17 protein-coding genes are annotated in these 16153 nt (G+C 59.7%); 13 read left to right on the top strand and 4 right to left on the bottom strand.

Translation table 11 applies throughout. The features are described from left to right. Positions 1 to 17 precede the first annotated feature (17 nt). Positions 18 to 1604, top strand: a complete 1587-nt coding sequence (locus tag CAF79_RS02655) for an ABC-F family ATPase (RefSeq protein WP_085696331.1) — start codon at positions 18 to 20, stop codon at positions 1602 to 1604. 294 nt (positions 1605 to 1898) lie between these two features. Next, the gene (locus CAF79_RS02660) at positions 1899 to 3086 is read left to right on the top strand and encodes an MFS transporter (RefSeq protein ID WP_085696332.1); all 1188 of its coding nucleotides are present in this window, start codon (positions 1899 to 1901) and stop codon (positions 3084 to 3086) included. Between the two features lie 4 nt (positions 3087 to 3090). On the opposite strand, the gene CAF79_RS02665 is transcribed toward CAF79_RS02660, so the two are convergent. After that, entirely contained in the window at positions 3091 to 4128 is a 1038-nt protein-coding gene (locus CAF79_RS02665) for a dienelactone hydrolase (RefSeq protein ID WP_085696333.1), read from the bottom strand. A gap of 234 nt (positions 4129 to 4362) precedes the next feature. After that, entirely contained in the window at positions 4363 to 4974 is a 612-nt protein-coding gene (locus CAF79_RS02670) for an FMN-dependent NADH-azoreductase (RefSeq protein WP_085696334.1), read from the bottom strand. Between the two features lie 128 nt (positions 4975 to 5102). On the opposite strand from CAF79_RS02670, the gene CAF79_RS02675 reads away from it, so the two are divergent. Together CAF79_RS02675 and CAF79_RS02680 are read left to right on the top strand one after the other, a co-directional pair. Then, complete coding sequence (locus CAF79_RS02675) at positions 5103 to 6011, top strand: LysR substrate-binding domain-containing protein (RefSeq protein WP_085696335.1); 909 nt, start codon at positions 5103 to 5105, stop codon at positions 6009 to 6011. Continuing rightward, entirely contained in the window at positions 6008 to 6367 is a 360-nt protein-coding gene (locus CAF79_RS02680) for an MmcQ/YjbR family DNA-binding protein (RefSeq protein WP_085696337.1), read from the top strand. Before CAF79_RS02675 ends, CAF79_RS02680 begins: the two co-directional genes overlap by 4 nt. On the opposite strand, the gene CAF79_RS02685 is transcribed toward CAF79_RS02680, so the two are convergent. Both CAF79_RS02685 and CAF79_RS02690 read right to left on the bottom strand, forming a co-directional pair. Then, the gene (locus tag CAF79_RS02685) at positions 6364 to 6792 is read right to left on the bottom strand and encodes a DUF1294 domain-containing protein (RefSeq protein ID WP_085696339.1); all 429 of its coding nucleotides are present in this window, start codon (positions 6790 to 6792) and stop codon (positions 6364 to 6366) included. The genes CAF79_RS02680 and CAF79_RS02685 overlap by 4 nt on opposite strands. Further along, positions 6789 to 7619 carry an undecaprenyl-diphosphate phosphatase gene (locus tag CAF79_RS02690; protein ID WP_085696341.1) on the bottom strand — a complete coding sequence of 277 codons (831 nt, stop codon included), beginning with the start codon at positions 7617 to 7619 and terminating at the stop codon, positions 6789 to 6791. Before CAF79_RS02690 ends, CAF79_RS02685 begins: the two co-directional genes overlap by 4 nt. 303 nt (positions 7620 to 7922) lie before the next feature. Between CAF79_RS02690 and CAF79_RS02695 the strand changes: the two genes are divergently transcribed. The 9 genes from CAF79_RS02695 to CAF79_RS02735 all read left to right on the top strand — a co-directional run bounded on the left by CAF79_RS02695 (position 7923) and on the right by CAF79_RS02735 (position 16073). Further along, a complete protein-coding gene (locus CAF79_RS02695; protein WP_085696342.1) occupies positions 7923 to 9557 on the top strand; it encodes a methyl-accepting chemotaxis protein in 1635 nt (544 codons plus the stop codon). A gap of 81 nt (positions 9558 to 9638) precedes the next feature. After that, positions 9639 to 10202, top strand: a complete 564-nt coding sequence (gene pnuC, locus CAF79_RS02700) for a nicotinamide riboside transporter PnuC (RefSeq protein WP_085696344.1) — start codon at positions 9639 to 9641, stop codon at positions 10200 to 10202. Beyond that, a complete protein-coding gene (locus tag CAF79_RS02705) occupies positions 10199 to 10723 on the top strand; it encodes an AAA family ATPase (RefSeq protein ID WP_085696346.1) in 525 nt (174 codons plus the stop codon). Before pnuC ends, CAF79_RS02705 begins: the two co-directional genes overlap by 4 nt. Positions 10724 to 11080: 357 nt before the next feature. After that, positions 11081 to 11530, top strand: coding sequence for a hypothetical protein (locus CAF79_RS02710; protein WP_085696348.1), 450 nt, complete (start codon positions 11081 to 11083; stop codon positions 11528 to 11530). Between the two features lies 1 nt (position 11531). Next, positions 11532 to 12104, top strand: coding sequence for an adhesin (locus CAF79_RS02715; protein ID WP_085696350.1), 573 nt, complete (start codon positions 11532 to 11534; stop codon positions 12102 to 12104). A gap of 71 nt (positions 12105 to 12175) precedes the next feature. Further along, a complete protein-coding gene (locus CAF79_RS02720) occupies positions 12176 to 13189 on the top strand; it encodes a heme utilization protein (RefSeq protein WP_085696352.1) in 1014 nt (337 codons plus the stop codon). Between the two features lie 63 nt (positions 13190 to 13252). Next, a complete protein-coding gene (locus CAF79_RS02725; protein WP_085696355.1) occupies positions 13253 to 13933 on the top strand; it encodes a C39 family peptidase in 681 nt (226 codons plus the stop codon). 43 nt (positions 13934 to 13976) lie between these two features. Further along, entirely contained in the window at positions 13977 to 14723 is a 747-nt protein-coding gene (locus CAF79_RS02730) for a hypothetical protein (RefSeq protein ID WP_085696357.1), read from the top strand. A gap of 45 nt (positions 14724 to 14768) precedes the next feature. Further along, on the top strand, positions 14769 to 16073 hold the full coding sequence (locus tag CAF79_RS02735; RefSeq protein ID WP_085696358.1) for a transporter: 1305 nt from the start codon (positions 14769 to 14771) through the stop codon (positions 16071 to 16073). The last annotated feature ends 80 nt before the right edge of the window (positions 16074 to 16153 follow it).

A 16153-nucleotide genomic window follows, 5' to 3' on the forward strand; every position in this document is an offset into this window, starting at 1 on the left:
CTTTACTGGTAAGCCCTTTGATTTCTACAGCTAATATCACCATGCAGTTCGGCGCCAAGCCGCTGTTTGAAAACGTTTCGGTCAAATTCAACAACGGCAACCGTTATGGCCTGATCGGCGCCAACGGTTGCGGCAAGTCGACCTTCATGAAAATCCTCGGTGGCGATCTTGAGCCGTCTGCCGGCCAGGTAATGCTCGAGCCGAACGTGCGCCTGGGTAAGCTGCGTCAGGATCAGTTCGCCTACGAAGAATTTACTGTGATCGACACCGTGATCATGGGTCACGAAGAGCTGTGGAAGGTCAAGGCCGAGCGCGACCGCATCTACTCGCTGCCGGAAATGAGCGAAGAAGACGGCATGGCCGTGGCCGAGCTGGAAACCGAGTTCGCCGAGATGGACGGCTACACCGCCGAATCCCGTGCCGGTGAACTGCTGCTGGGTCTGGGCATTCCGCTGGAACAGCATTTCGGCCCGATGACCGAAGTGGCGCCAGGCTGGAAACTCCGCGTTCTGTTGGCCCAGGCACTGTTCTCCGATCCGGAAGTGCTGTTGCTCGACGAACCGACCAACCACCTGGACATCAACACCATCCGCTGGCTGGAAACGATTTTGACGGCGCGTAACAGCACCATGATCATCATTTCCCACGACCGTCACTTCCTGAACAGCGTCTGCACCCACATGGCCGACCTGGACTACGGCGAGCTGCGCCTGTTCCCGGGCAACTACGACGAGTACATGACGGCGGCGACCCAGTCCCGCGAGCAACTGCTGTCGGACAACGCCAAGAAGAAAGCCCAGATCGCCGAACTGCAAACGTTCGTCAGCCGCTTCTCGGCCAACGCCTCGAAAGCCAAACAGGCCACTTCCCGTGCCAAGCAGATCGACAAGATCCAGCTGGCCGAGGTCAAGCCATCGAGCCGCGTGAGTCCGTTCATCCGCTTCGAACAGACCAAAAAGCTGCACCGTCAGGCCGTGACCATCGAGCAGATGTCCAAGGGCTTCGACGGCAAGACCCTGTTCAAGAACTTCAGCTTCACCGTTGAAGCCGGCGAGCGCGTAGCGATCATCGGCCCGAACGGCATCGGCAAGACCACCCTGCTGCGCACCCTGATGGGCGAACTGACCCCGGACACTGGTTCCGTGAAGTGGACCGAAAGCGCGGAACTGGGTTACTACGCTCAGGACCACGCCCACGACTTCGAAGACGATGTGAGCCTGTTCGACTGGATGGGTCAGTGGACTCAGGGCGAACAAATGATCCGTGGCACCTTGGGCCGCATGCTGTTCTCCAACGACGAGATCCTCAAGTCGGTGAAGGTGATCTCCGGTGGTGAGCAAGGTCGCATGCTGTTCGGCAAGCTGATCCTGCAAAAGCCGAACGTTCTGGTGATGGACGAACCGACCAACCACCTGGACATGGAATCGATCGAGGCGCTGAACCTGGCGCTGGAAAACTACCCGGGCACGCTGATCTTCGTCAGCCACGACCGTGAGTTCGTATCGTCCCTGGCCACGCGCATCATCGAGCTGAGCCCGAACGGCGTGACCGACTTCAGCGGCACCTACGACGATTACCTGCGCAGCCAAGGCGTGGTGTTCTGAGTCGAATCGAGCGGTAAACAGAAAGCCCTGTCCTTGTGACAGGGCTTTTTTTGCTCATTCCTGATCGTTCCCATGCTCTGCGTGGGAATGCCTCAAGGGACGCTCCGCGTTCCAGCTCTGGAAGGGACGCGGAGCGTCCCGGGCTGCATTCCCACGCGGAGCGTGGGAACGATCAACGTGAGGACGTTAGTGCGTGGTGCGTGGTGCGTGGAAACGATCGTTAGCCTGCTTTCTTTTATTTCAGCGCCAAGCCATGATGCGAACTCTCCCACCGCCGCCCGCGAACGAGCCCTCATGTCTGCGCAGCAAAAGCCTCCGCAAAGCTCCATGGCGATCACCCTGCAGATCGTCTCTATCGTTTTCTATACCTTTATCGCCTTCCTCTGCATCGGTTTACCGATTGCGGTGCTGCCCGGTTATGTCCACGAACAACTGGGTTTCAGTGCAGTCATTGCGGGGCTGGTAATCGGTTCGCAATACCTGGCCACCCTGCTCAGCCGGCCGATGGCCGGGCGCATGTCGGACACCGTCGGCACCAAGCGGGCGATTGTGTATGGCTTGTCGGGGATTGTGCTCAGCGGTGTGCTGACGCTGGTTTCGACGCTGTTGCAGAGCTTGCCGCTGTTGAGCCTGTCGATCCTGATCGTCGGTCGTCTGCTGCTGGGGATCGCCCAGGGCCTGATCGGCGTTGGCACCATCAGTTGGTGTATGGGCCAGGTCGGTGCCGAACACACCGCGCGCTCCATTTCGTGGAACGGCATCGCCTCTTACGGTGCGATTGCCATCGGCGCGCCGCTGGGCGTAGTGATGGTCGCCGACTATGGTTTCGAGAGCCTCGGCATCGCCTTGTCGTTGCTCGCGGCCGGCGCCTTGCTGTTGATCCGCAACAAGCCGTCGGTGCCGGTGGTGCGCGGTGAAAGACTGCCGTTCTGGGCGGTATTCGGGCGGATTGCGCCGTTCGGTGCCAGTCTGAGCCTGGCGTCGATCGGGTACGGCACGCTGACCACTTTCATTACTCTGTATTACCTCAATCGCGGCTGGACCGGCGCGGCGTACTGCCTGACTGTGTTCGGTGTGTGTTTCATTCTGTCGCGCCTGCTGTTCATTTCAGCCATCGGGCGTTTCGGCGGATTCACCTCGGCGATTGCCTGCATGACCATCGAAACCGTCGGCCTGGTCATGCTGTGGCTGGCGCCTTCGACTGCGTATGCCTTGATCGGTGCCGGTCTGGCCGGTTTCGGCCTGTCGCTGGTGTACCCGGCGCTGGGCGTCGAAGCAATCAAGCAAGTGCCCAACTCCAGTCGCGGCGCAGGGCTGAGTGCTTATGCCGTGTTTTTCGATCTGGCGCTGGCGATTGCCGGGCCGTTGATGGGCGCGGTGGCGCTGAATCTGGGCTATTCGTGGATTTTCTTCAGTGCGGCCGTGCTGTCCGTGACCGGACTGGGATTGACCTTGCTGCTCAAGCGCCGGGCCATGGCGTGAGCGCTCACTGATCCGCCGTCTGCATTCCCGCGCGGGTCGGCCTGCCCAAGGCATGGGAGAAGAACCGCCCGGCCTCGGAAATCAGGTTGCGGTGGATGTCTTCGCGGTCCACACCATCGGCATCGGTGCACAACGCCGGCATGGCGAGGATCTGCTCTTCGGTGCACGGCGCCATGAACACGAAGTGCCCCGCCCCGGCCAACAGTTTGAAATCCGGCGCAGTCGGCAGCTTGCGCGCCAGGGCCGCGGCGTTTTTGTCGAAGGCCACCAGTTTGTCACCGTCCCCGCTGTACAGCAGCACTGGCACATGCACATCGGCCAGAGTGTGACGACCAAACTTGAGACTCAGCGGCGCCATCAGCAGCAATGCATGCACGCGCGGATCGGCCACCGGTTGCAGATCATCGCGGTCGACAATCAACTCACCTTGAGTGTTGCAGGCGTCGCGGTCGTCCGGGCGCTCCTGGCAGTAACGGCGCAGACGATCCAGATCAGGCTGTGCACCGGACAGAATCAACGCCGTTTCGCCGCCCGCCGAATAGCCGATCACGCCAACCTGTTCGGCGTTGACATACGGCGCGAGCATGCGGTCGCCCAGCGTGGCGGTAATGGCTTCGGAAATCTGGATCGGCCGACCATAAAGGTTGCTGAGTGTGCCGAGGCGGCTGTGATCCTTGGAGTTGTCGCCGGGGTGAATCACCGCCACCACCACAAAACCCTTGCGGGCCAGTGACGTGGCCAGGTCGTGCAGCGCCAGCGGCGTGCCGGTGTTGCCATGAGACAACATCAGCATCGGGAAACGGCCGATGGCGACTTTGGTGTCTTCGCCGGCCTCGACCGAATAGCCTTCAAGCAGACTCAGATGTTCGCGGTCGCTGGAGGGATAGAACGCGATGGCGCGCATCGGTTGCAGGTCGAGCGGATCGAGGAACGTCATCTCGTGATACCCGACGCTCCAGCGCGGGTGCTGCCCGGGCGCAGCGTGCACTGAATTCAGGCTGCCGAGCAGGCAAATCAGTAACGCTGCACAAAGACGCATCATGGGATGCCCCACCCTGTTGTTACTCAATCGAAAGATCCGTGGAGTTCGACGCCCGAGATTCCGAGGTTCGGTGATCCGGCGCGGCGTTGCACTCAGACGTTGATCATCGGACTGCATAACCCGGGCCAGATTATGTAACAGTCAGAAACAAAAACTCTGTATCTGGCCCTTGCGGAACCAGAATACAGAGTTTTTGAGGGTTTGCCTGAACAGGAGCTGTTCTTTACGCAAGCCTTACGCGGCGGCGAACAGTTGCTCGCTGATCTTCGCTTGAGCGGCAGTCATCGCGTTGTTACGCACTTCTTCGCCGTAGGCCAGGCCTTCGGCACGCACGACTTCGATGTCGGTGATGCCGAGGAAGCCGAATACCAGTTTCAGGTAGTCTTCGTGGGCCACGCCCGAAGCCTGACCGGCGTGGATACCGCCAGCGGTGGACACGATCACCACTTTCTTGCCGCCGCACAGACCTTCAGGGCCGGCTTCGGTGTAACGGAAAGTCTGGCCGGCAACGGCGATGCGGTCGATCCAGGCTTTGAGTTGGGTCGGCACGGTGAAGTTGTACATCGGTGCAGCCACGACGATGGCGTCGGCGGCGATGAACTCGGCCAGGGTGGTGGCGCTCAGTTCGGCTTCGTGCTGTTGTCCGGCGTTGCGCAGTTCAGCGGTGGTGCCGGCAGCAACCAGGGTGGTCGACGAGAAGTGGCTGATAGCGTCGGCGGCCAGGTCGCGGTAGGTCACGACAGCACTTGGCTCGGCGGCTTGCCAGGCTTGAGTCACTTGGCTGCTCAGCTGACGGGAAGCGGAGTTGTCGCCCAGAATGCTCGAATCGATGTGCAGCAGTTTCATGTGGAATCTCCTGGAATGAATCGCCGGCGGCGACGGAATGGTGGCAATCCTACCGATGAAACCAATAGCTGATTAGACGGCAACAATGCGATAGTTTGTCCCACTGATAGAACAGTCGGATTTCCCCCATGCAAGACCTCAACGATCTCTACTATTTCGCCAAAGTGGTGGAGGCCGGCGGATTCGCCGCCGCTGGCCGCTTGCTCGGCATCCCCAAGTCACGCCTCTCGCGGCGCATCGCCGAGCTGGAAGAGCGCCTCGGCGCGCGTCTGCTGCAACGCACCACTCGCCAACTGAAGCTGACGGCGGTCGGCGAGCGATATCTGCGTCACTGTCAGGCGATGCTGCTGGAAGCGGAAATGGCCGATGAAACGGTGGCCAGCATGTCCAGCGAGCCTCGCGGTCGCCTGCGGGTTTCGAGTCCGACCGGGCTGGCCCATGAAATGCTGCCGGTGGTGATCAGCAATTTCCTTGGCAAATATCCCCAGGTGCAACTGGAAGTGACCCTGCTCAATCGCCGGGTCGACCTCATCACCGAAGGCATTGACGTGGCCCTGCGTGTGCGCGAACACGGCGATGAAGAACCGATGCTGGTGACCCGCCGACTGCGTCAGGCACAAATGGTGGTGGTGGCGAGCCCTTCCTTTATACAGGGAGTGGAAATCAATCATCCGCAGGACCTGAAAAGCCTGCCGGTGCTGGGCGCCCTGGAGGCGGATCGCATGGTGCATGTGCGTCTGCTCGATCAGCACGGCAAGAGTTGCGACCTGGCACTGGAAGCCCGGCTGGGCATCGACGATTTCATCGTGCGCAAGGCGTGCGTGCTGGCCGGACAGGGTTTCACCCTGCTGCCGATGATGTATTGCGAAGCGGAGCTGGATAACGGCACGCTGGTGCAATTGCTGCCGGGCTGGTCATTGCCCGGCGGCTGGTTGCAAGCGGTGTATCCGCATCGGCGCGGGGTGATGCCGGCGGTGCGCGCGTGGATCGATCATCTGGTCGAATCGTTCAACGCCTGTGGAGAACGGCTGTTATGAAACAAGGAAAGATGAGCGAAACGGACGTTGCAGAATTTTGTCTGGCCTTGCCCGGCGCGCGGGAAGACTACAAATGGGGTGGCGTGCGGGTGTTTTCGATTGCCGGCAACAAGATGTTTGCCCTGCAGGGCCTGCGCGGTGATTCGCTGGCATTCAAGGTCGACAAGGATCTGTTTCTCGGTCATTGCGACCGGCCGGGGATTCATCCGGCGCCGTATCTGGCCCGGGCGCAATGGATCATCATGCACCCGCCCTACCCGCTGGGCGCCGAGGAACTGCGAGGGCTGTTGCAGCGCTCCCATCAACTGGTGGTGAGCAAGCTGCCCAAGCGCGCTCAGGTCGGGCTGGTGCTCTAGAACAGCGCCAGGAGGTTCGAACCGAGGAACAACTGATCGATCCAGAACACCTGATGCAACGCCACGATCACCCAGAACAGGATCTGAAACGACACCTTGCGCGTCTTGTGCCGGAAGACCTGTTGAGCGATCAGCGCACCCGGCCAACCGCCGGCCAGTTCCACCGCATGGAGGATGTTTTCCGGCGTACGCCAGGCGTCGGCGCGGGCCTTGCGCTTGTCCGCCCAGTACAGGAAAAACGCCAGCACGCTGACCAGCCCGTAAGCCGTCAGCGGTACCAGGGAAATCCCGCGCAGCCACATCGACAGCGCGCCGGACAACGGCAACGCGCAGACGATCAGCAGCACCACCAGTTTCAGTTTCAAATGCTGGATATTGCCACCGGAAGACCCGCGATCCGGGCGGCGTGCGCGGGAATCACTCATGGCTGGGCGGCCGACCAGTCGATCCATCCAAATTGCCAGGTCGCCAGAATCACCAGACCGAAGGCGATCCGATACCAGGCGAAGGCCGCGTAACTGTGGCTGCCGATGAACTTGAGCAGGCCGCGCACCGCGATCATGGCGAAGATGAACGCCGTGACGAAACCGATGGCAAACACCGGGAAGTCTGCCGGTACGAACAGGTCGCGGTACTTGTAGCCCGAATACACCGCCGCACCGACCATGGTCGGCATCGCCAGGAAGAACGAGAACTCGGTGGCCGCCTTGCGCGACAGCCCGAACAACAGGCCGCCGATGATGGTCGAGCCGGAACGCGAAGTACCGGGGATCATCGCCAGACACTGGGCGAAGCCAATCTTGAGTGCATCCGTCCAGCGAATCTCGTCGACCGTTTCGGCGTGCACTTCATGCTGACGCTGCTCGGCCCACAACATCACGATCCCGCCCACCACCAGCGCGGCGGCCACGGTGATCGGGTTGAACAGGTAATGGTGAATCAGGTCGGCGAAGATCACGCCCAGCACCACGGCGGGCAGGAAGGCAATCAGCAGATTGGCGGTGAAGCGCCGAGCACTTGGCTGAGTCGGCAAACCGATGACCACGTCGAGGATCTTGCGCCGGAATTCCCAGACCACCGCGAGAATCGCGCCGAGCTGGATGATGATGTTGAACGCCATGGCCCGCTCGCCTCCGAAATCGAGCAATTCGGCAACAATGATCTGGTGTCCGGTACTGGATATGGGCAAAAACTCCGTCAGCCCCTCTACAACTCCAAGTATCAATGCCTGCAAGGCCGTCCAAAGATCCATCAATCCCCCAAAGAGCGATGCCAGACGGCATGCCCCGATAGTATTTTTTACGTTCACTGCGTTCAGCGTAGCTGGTCAAAGCTGTACCGATTCCGCACGCACAGGATCCACACGAAACAGTCAAAATTCCGTGAAAAATCAATTTGGATTCAGGTTTTTACGCGCGGCGCCGAAATCCTAACAGACAAGCCGTAATAGCGCTGCCGCGTTATACGACTTGGGTCGCGTATGCCCGGTCACCGAAACGTGGTTGGATGCTGGCGGTGGTTTATTACAAGAAAAAGAATCCGGAGTGACAGCGTTATGAACAGCTTGCGCAGTGTGTCGATCAGCCGACGCTTGTGGCTCATCTTGATCGTGGCAGTCGTCATGCTGCTGACGTTGGGCGTTTTGATGCTCAAGCAGATCCATGATGACCTGTATCACGCCAAGGCCCAGAAAACCCAACATGTGGTGCAGACCGCCAGCGGTTTGCTGACGTACTACCAGGGCCTCGAAGCGGCAGGCACCCTGACGCGCGATGTGGCGCAGAAACAGGCGCTGACTGCCATTCGTGGCCTGCGCTATGACCAGAACGATTACTTCTGGATCAATGACCTTACGCCCGTGATGGTCATGCACCCGACCAATCCCAAGCTTGAAGGCCAGAACCTCTCGGCGATCCGCGACCCGGACGGTTTTGCGGTGTTCAACGAAATGGTCGCCATCGCCAAGGCCAAAGGCGCCGGCATGGTCGACTATCGTTGGCCCAAGCCGGGTGCCAGTGAACCGGTGGTCAAAACCTCTTACGTGAAACTGTTCGAGCCGTGGGGTTGGGTGATCGGTTCGGGCGTGTACGTCGACGACGTGCAGGCCGAGTTCCAGGGCCAGGTGCTCAAGGCGTCAGTAGTCGGACTGGTCATTGCGGCGATCATGGCACTTCTGGTGATTCTGATTGCCCGCAGCATCGTCCGTCCGTTACAGGAAACCGTGAACGCCATGGCCAACATTGCCAGCGGCGAAAGCGATCTGACTCGCAGCCTCGACACCCAGGGTCAGGACGAGGTCACTCAACTGGCCCATCACTTCAATGCTTTCACCGCCAAGCTGCGCCGGGTGATCGGTGACTTGCAGGTATCCGCCAGCGCATTGGGCCAATCGTCCAGTGAGCTGGGCAACGATGCGGCACAGGCCCGGCAACGCAGCCAGCAACAGTCGCAGCAGATGGAGCTGGTGGCCACCGCCGTCAACGAAGTGACCTACGGTGTGCAGGACGTGGCGAAGAACGCCGAGCACGCCGCCAGCGAAATGCGTGACGCAGAAGCCCAGGCCCAACAAGGCCAGGTCAACATCGACAGCAGCCTGCAGCAGATTGACAAGCTGTCCGGCACCATCGATCAGGCCGTCGAAGTGATCCGCACGCTGGCGACCGAGAGCACGCAGATTGGCAGCGTGCTGGAGGTGATCCGCTCGATTGCCGAGCAGACCAACCTGCTCGCTCTCAACGCCGCGATTGAAGCAGCACGCGCCGGCGAACAGGGTCGCGGATTTGCAGTGGTGGCTGACGAAGTGCGTTTGCTGGCGCAACGCACGCAGAAGTCCACGGCGGAAATCCAGACGATGATCGAACGCCTGCAAAATCATTCCGAAGCCGCGGTGAAGGTGATCGGCGACAGCAGCAAGGCTTCGCAACTGACCATCGAGCAGGCCGGCCTGGCCAGTGCCAGCCTGAATGCCATCGGTCAGGCCCTGCGCAACCTCAACGGCCTGAACGCCTCGATTGCCAGCGCAACGCTGCAGCAGGCGCATGTGGTCGAAGACATCAATCAGAACGTCACCCAGGCCGCGGGGCTGTCCCACAGCACCGCGCTGGCGGCAGAGCAGTCGAGTGTGGCGAGCGTTCGCCTGGGCGAGCTCAGCGAACAGTTGAACGGCTTGCTGCGTCAGTTTCGCGTCTGACGCCCTTTCAGGTGGGAACTCGTTTCCCACCTGTTTTTCGGTACAATCCGCTCCCTCTTTTATTCCCCCCAAGGATCCTGCATGTCCGGGCTCGAACTGTTTGCCGCCGCTCTCGGTGTAATCGCCGTGTGGCTCACGGTCAAACAGAATCCGTGGTGCTGGCCGATCGGACTGGTCATGGTGTTGCTCTACACCTGGGTATTCTTCGAGGTAAAGCTGTATTCGGACATGCTGCTGCAGGTGGTGTATGCCGGGCTGCAACTCTATGGCTGGTGGCAATGGACGCGGGCCGGGACGATGCATGACGGACGCGAGGTCAGCCGGCTCGACACCCGCTCGATTGCGCAAGGGCTGGCCATTGGCGCAGCGGGCAGTCTGCTGCTGGGCGCGGCCATGGCTCACTGGACGGACGCGGCACAACCGTGGCTCGACGCGGCGCTGACCGGTTTCAGCCTGGTCGCGCAATTCTGGATGGCCCACAAGCGTCTGCAATGCTGGGCTTTGTGGTTCGTGCTGGATGTGATCTTCGTCGCGCTGTTTCTCTATAAAGGGCTGTACCTCACGGCGGCGCTGTATGCCCTGTTCACCGTAATTGCGGTGCAAGGCTGGCGCGAATGGCGTGCCGATCCGGCGTTGCAACGATGAAAGTGATTGTCCTGACCGGCCCCGAGTCCACGGGCAAGAGCTGGCTGGCGGCCGGCATCCAACAGCAGTTCGGCGGTTTGCGGGTGGACGAATATGTGCGCTGGTTCATCGAGCAGAACCCTCGCGATACCTGCCTCGCCGACATCCCGGAAATTGCTCGCGGCCAGTTGCAATGGGAAGACGCGGCACGGGCGCAGCAGCCGCGATTGCTGATTCTGGATACGCATCTGTTGAGCAACATCCTGTGGAGCCAGACCCTGTTCGGCGACTGCCCGCCCTGGCTGCAAACCGAGTTGCTGGCGCGTCACTACGACCTGCACTTGCTGCTCTCCCCCGAGCAGATCGAGTGGACGGACGATGGTCAGCGCTGCCAGCCCGACTTGAATGAACGGCTCGCGTTCTATGAGGCCACCCGGATCTGGCTGCAAACCCATCATCAACCTTTGCAGATCATTCAGGGCAACTGGGCCGAACGCCAGCAGCAAGCCTTCGACGCGGTGCGCTCACTGCTCGCGGACTGACCCAGGTTTCGGGGCGAATGCCCCGTTCCTTCCCCCTGTTTTGGGGCAAAAGTGTCCGTTCCTGAAACACTCCTGCGGGTGCAAAGTGCCCGTCTCAGCGCCCTTCATCCCTTTGTCATGCGACTTGTTACGCAGATGAAACACCTGCGCGCAAACCCTTGTTCCAGAGCTTTGCAATGACTTTAAGGGGTTGCGAAGCCAGTGACTTGTTTCAGCGATGAAACAGATTGTGTATCAACCCTGCGTCCAATCCACACAACCCTTTGAAATCAAAAGACATCTAAAAAGCGGCACAGCTTTCGCTCTCTCCTTCACAACGCTGAACAGGCTCAGCCCACTGAAGAAGGAATTGCCGCCGTGGGGAACATCAAAAAAGCCTTTACCTGCCTTCTGCTGATCGGATCAGCCGCCAGCGCTTTTCTCAGTTTCAACGTTCAGGCCGACGGCAATGGCGTGATCGTGCTCAACCGTGACGTCCAGCCGATCCCGATCGGCCGCAGCGGCGGCAAAGATCCCTACCCGACCACCGTCAATGCCAACCCATCGGCCCGTATCAATCAAACGCTGAGCAACACCGAACTCAGCGACGGTGAATTTGCCAGTGTAGCCAGCGGATCGTCGATCCGCGGCAACATCAATACCCCCAATTCGAATCTGCCTGGCATGAACACCCTGACCAATCCCAACGGGATGCCCGGCATGAGTGCCGGGCATGGCGGCGGTTCCGGCAGCTCGATCTCCAATACCGTCAACCGTGCCATGAGCACCGGCCTTGCCCCGTTGACCCGCATGGCTGGAGGCCAATGAGATGAATCGTTCCCTGCTCGTTATCGCCCTGCTCGGCTGCTCCAGCGTGATGGCCGACCCCAGTGCTGTGAACAACGCGAACATTCAAGACTCCGGCGTTCAGTACCGGGGCAACTTCAACGTCAACCAGGCCGCCGGCGACCAAATGCAACAGGCCAACGTCAAGGCGATCGCCATTGGCACCGAATCCCACGCGACCACCAGCGTGAAACAGAAAATCGACACCCCCGCCGACCGCTCGATCAACGCGAGCGCCAACATCGGCGGCACCTCTTTCAGTAACGGCAACGGAATCCTGGGCGTGAACCAGGGCGCCGGGGCCAACAACCAAATGGCCAACGTTACGCGCGTCAGCATCAGTGCTGCCCCGCAGAGCGTTGACGATAGCGCCCTTTCCCAACAGAACGTGGCGTTGTTACCGAGCTCAGGAGCAACTGGCACCTCACCCGGCAGTCGCCAGGTCACGACAAGTGATCAGGCCTTCACCGGCAGCCGGGGGGTAATCCAGGTGAACCAGAGTGCCGGGGTGGGGAACCGAATGGCTAACACCCTGAGCATCCGGGTCGCTGACTGACCCAAACAAGAAGCAGTGCAATTAGAAAGTACCAACACTTAACCAACTAATAAGCACGACGGAGAAACACCATGAAACCTACAATGGCCCTCAAACCACTGGTTTTCGCACTCGCAGCAGTGATGGCAATCGCAGCACAGGCAGGCGGTCGTGATGATAATCACGGTCATGGTAACGGGCACGGCAATGGTCATGGCAACCATGATCCAAAAGGCCCAACCCTGGAACAACTTCTGCAAATCACCGCCGGTGCCGGTGCTGCTGTGCTTGATGCACAAAACAGCGATGGCAACGTGGTAAAAAACCAGGGCACTAAAAACGATGCGAAGGCTGACAACTCGCTGAACGGCTCCAACGGCAACATGGGCGCCAACGTTGCAGCCGGCGACGGCAACCAACAAGACAATGCCGCAGCCCTGGCCACCGCCGACGAAAGCTTCATCTTCGGTACTGCTGTTGCTGCCTCGAGTGCAACTCAAGTCAACAACAACAACTATGTGAAAAACTCGTCGACCCTCAACACCGCTACACTTAACAACGCTGGCAACAACGGATCCGGGAACATCGGCATCAACGTGACTTCCGGCAACTTCAACCAACAGAAAAACAACCTGGCAATCGCCGTATCGGGTGGCCGTGTAGCCACTGCCGCTGCTGCTGCCAACCAGTCTTCCACTGGCCTGGTCGTAGAAAACAAAGGCGTGCAAACCTACAAAAAAGACACCCTCACCGGCACCTTCGCAGCCGCTGGCGTCTTCGCCGCCAAAGGTACTGCAACCATCGAAGACGATGATCACCACGGCGGTGGCGGTCACGGCGGCTATGGCAACAACAACCGCGGCGGTGGTCGTGATGACGATCAAAAAGCCAAATTCGAAGCCGTGGGTGTCTTCGGTCTGGCTGGCGTCACCACTCAACAAGTGCTGACCAAAGATGGCTGGAAAAACCCTGTAACCAACACCGCAACCATGACCGGTTCGATGAACAACTTCTCCGGCAACGGCGGAGCCAACGTATCGGCAGGTGTTGGCAACCAACAAAGCAACTCGCTGTCCATCGCCGCAGGTTGCAAAGCCTGCATGTAATCGCGATCGAAACGAAAGCCCCGGAAACGGGGCTTTTCCTCAGTCCGCAAAGGCGTATCGATCATGCGTAAGACTGCCCTCCTCGCTGTGCTTTGCTTCTGTGGCCTGACCCAGGCTGCCCAGATGCCCGTTGCTGCCCTGCCGGGCGGCACGCTTGTCTACAAAAACGTGCAAAGCATTCGTGAGCGCAAGTTTGCCGACATCGTCGAACAGAAAACCGACTTCAGCTGCGGCGCCGCCGCACTGGCTACGGTATTGCGCCAGGCTTATTGGCTCGACGTCGATGAGGAGCACATCATCAAAGGCATGCTGGTCAATGCAGACCAGGACCTTGTCCGTACTCAGGGTTTCTCCATGCTGGACATGAAGCGCTACATAGAAAGCATCGGCATGCGCGCCAGAGGCTACAAGATTCCCCGGGAAAAACTCGACGCTGTCACGATCCCGGTGGTGGTACTGATGGAAATTCGCGGCTACAAGCATTTCGTGGTGATGCAGCGGGCGGACAAGGATTGGGTTTACATCGCAGACCCGGTCCTGGGACACAAACGCTACTCCCATGATGACTTTGTCAAAGGTTGGAACGGCATCGTCTTTGCCATCGTCGGCCCCGGATATGACAAGGCCAATGCCTTGCGCAGCCCTCCGGTACCGTTGACGGCCAAAAACAAGCTGGATGCTTTCAACCCGGTCAAAGATGCTGAATTGATGGACTTCGGGTTCATACAGAGCGACTTCTTTTAATCGCCGATTACAAGAGTGGGGCTGGATGTCCCGGGAGCAGCAGATGAAAACCTCATACTGGCTGGCCGCCGCCTGCCTGGCAGCGAGCGCATCAGGCTATGCCAATGCAGGATTCAAACCCATTGAAATCAAGGACCAGGAGCTCGCTGAGCTACGCGGTCGCTACGTCATGCCGGGCCGGATCATCAGCTTCGGTGTCGTCATGAGCAGTACCTGGCGCAACGCCAGTGGAGATCTGATCGGGGCCTCGGCCACGATGCAATTGCAGGCAGCTTCGGTAAAACCCGAATTCTACGTCTCGACCATCAAGGAACACGGCAATGGCAGTACCCCGGAACTGGGGACGGGCTCGATCGTGGGTGGTGCGGGACTCAACTCCAGCCAGGGCGTGACGCAGAGTGTGCGCGCCGCCGGCGACGGCAACTCCGCCTACAACAACGTTGCGATCAACGTCAAAGAAGCCAGTCAGGCACCGGCACTGATGCCTGCCCAGGGCCAGGCCTTGATGGCCGGCCAGACCATTTCCGGCAGCAACGGCGCCGGCAGCGTCGCGGTGTCGGCCACAGGCGGCGGTGTTCAAATGGCCATTCAGGCCTCCGGCAATCAGGGTACAGCCTTGCAACAGGTCGCCCAGGGCGGACTGCTGCAAAACACCCGTTTGCTGGGTAGCGCAAACGTAGTCAACAACCTGACTCAACTCAACGTTGTCCTTAACAATAACGGCATGAGTGCCGGCGCACTGGACTGCAACCTGACTCAACTCAGGGCACTACGCAATATCGGATATTGAACTACGCTGAGTCTCGATCATTGGGCTTAAAGGGACGGCTTATTCATGTATCGATCAGTATCACTGCGTGCCGCTGTATGTTTGAGTACTCTTCTACCTGCGGCGATGCTGCAAGCAGCACCCGACGCAGATGTGGAAGCCCTGAAACAGGAACTTTTGGAGCTTAAGCAACGATACGAAGTACAACAGAAAGCCCTGGCGGTGCTCGAACAACGGGTCCGCCAGGTCGAAGACCAACCCGCGTCCCCTCCCCCAAAACGCCTGGCCAAATCGCCTTCGGACATGAAAGGCAACCGGGTCGCCGCCGGCACCGGGGCTGCAGCAGCATCGGGGGGCGCCGCCGGGGGAAGTGGCGCATCTTATGGCCAGTCGCTGGCCGATGATTCGCAACCGGCACAGAGTGTGTCCAACCTGTACGACGAAGCCAGCGGCTTCTTTGGCGGCGGCAAGTTCAGCTTTGAAACCGGCGTGACCTATTCACGCTACGACACCCGCCAACTGATCCTCAACGGCTTCCTCGCCCTGGACTCGATCTTTCTGGGCAACATCAACCTCGACCGGATCAAGGCCGATACCTGGACTCTCGACCTGACGGGACGCTACAACTTTGACAACCGCTGGCAGTTCGACCTGAACGTGCCGGTGGTCTACCGTGAATCGACCTATCAGTCAGGCGGCGGCAACGGAGGCGCCTCCAATGTCACCACCGAACAGGACGTAAGCCGCGACCCGACCATCGGCGACGTCAACTTCGGCATCGCCTACAAGTTCCTGGACGAATCGGTCAACACCCCGGATGCCGTGGTTTCCTTGCGGGTCAAGGCGCCAACGGGCAAGGATCCGTTCGGGATCAAGCTGCGCCAGACCGATGCCAACTCGAACCTGTTCGTGCCTGACACCCTGCCTACCGGCAACGGCGTCTGGTCGATCACCCCGGGCATCTCGCTGGTCAAGACGTTTGACCCGGCCGTGTTGTTCGGCAGCCTGTCCTACACCCATAACTTCGAGGAATCGTTCGACGACATCAGTTCGACCGTCAACCAGAAAACCCCGGGTAAGGTACGCATCGGCGACAGCTTCCAGATTGGCGCAGGTGTTGCCTTCGCACTGAACGAGAAGATGAGTATGTCGTTCTCCGTCTCGGACTTGGTGCAACGCAAGAGCAAGCTGAAACAGGATGGCGGCGATTGGGAATCGGTGGTGTCCAGCGACGCCAACGCCGGTTACTTCAACGTCGGCATGACCATCGCGGCCACCGACAACCTGACCATCGTGCCCAACCTGTCCATCGGCATGACGGACGATGCCCCGGACTTCTCCTTCAGCCTGAAATTCCCGTACTACTTCTAATCACCACACATGAAAAGGCCCGCTGCGATTTGCATCGCAGCGGGCCTTTTCAGCTTCCCGGGCTCAGGAAGCGCCGCGCC

The organism is Pseudomonas sp. B26(2017), from assembly GCF_002113045.1.
Taxonomy (GTDB): Bacteria; Pseudomonadota; Gammaproteobacteria; order Pseudomonadales; family Pseudomonadaceae; genus Aquipseudomonas.

Excerpts from the sequence above, each read along its gene's own strand:
- CAF79_RS02735 (WP_085696358.1), top strand. The coding sequence starts at position 14,769 with ATGTATCGATCAGTATCACTGCGTGCCGCTGTATGTTTGAGTACTCTT.
- CAF79_RS02685 (WP_085696339.1), bottom strand. The coding sequence starts at position 6,792 with ATGAGTGATTCCCGCGCACGCCGCCCGGATCGCGGGTCTTCCGGTGGC.
- CAF79_RS02720 (WP_085696352.1), top strand. The coding sequence starts at position 12,176 with ATGAAACCTACAATGGCCCTCAAACCACTGGTTTTCGCACTCGCAGCA.
- CAF79_RS02660 (WP_085696332.1), top strand. The coding sequence starts at position 1,899 with ATGTCTGCGCAGCAAAAGCCTCCGCAAAGCTCCATGGCGATCACCCTG.
- CAF79_RS02690 (WP_085696341.1), bottom strand. The coding sequence starts at position 7,619 with ATGGATCTTTGGACGGCCTTGCAGGCATTGATACTTGGAGTTGTAGAG.
- CAF79_RS02725 (WP_085696355.1), top strand. The coding sequence starts at position 13,253 with ATGCGTAAGACTGCCCTCCTCGCTGTGCTTTGCTTCTGTGGCCTGACC.
- CAF79_RS02705 (WP_085696346.1), top strand. The coding sequence starts at position 10,199 with ATGAAAGTGATTGTCCTGACCGGCCCCGAGTCCACGGGCAAGAGCTGG.
- CAF79_RS02695 (WP_085696342.1), top strand. The coding sequence starts at position 7,923 with ATGAACAGCTTGCGCAGTGTGTCGATCAGCCGACGCTTGTGGCTCATC.
- CAF79_RS02730 (WP_085696357.1), top strand. The coding sequence starts at position 13,977 with ATGAAAACCTCATACTGGCTGGCCGCCGCCTGCCTGGCAGCGAGCGCA.
- CAF79_RS02715 (WP_085696350.1), top strand. The coding sequence starts at position 11,532 with ATGAATCGTTCCCTGCTCGTTATCGCCCTGCTCGGCTGCTCCAGCGTG.
- CAF79_RS02665 (WP_085696333.1), bottom strand. The coding sequence starts at position 4,128 with ATGATGCGTCTTTGTGCAGCGTTACTGATTTGCCTGCTCGGCAGCCTG.
- CAF79_RS02670 (WP_085696334.1), bottom strand. The coding sequence starts at position 4,974 with ATGAAACTGCTGCACATCGATTCGAGCATTCTGGGCGACAACTCCGCT.
- CAF79_RS02680 (WP_085696337.1), top strand. The coding sequence starts at position 6,008 with ATGAAACAAGGAAAGATGAGCGAAACGGACGTTGCAGAATTTTGTCTG.
- pnuC (WP_085696344.1), top strand. The coding sequence starts at position 9,639 with ATGTCCGGGCTCGAACTGTTTGCCGCCGCTCTCGGTGTAATCGCCGTG.
- CAF79_RS02675 (WP_085696335.1), top strand. The coding sequence starts at position 5,103 with ATGCAAGACCTCAACGATCTCTACTATTTCGCCAAAGTGGTGGAGGCC.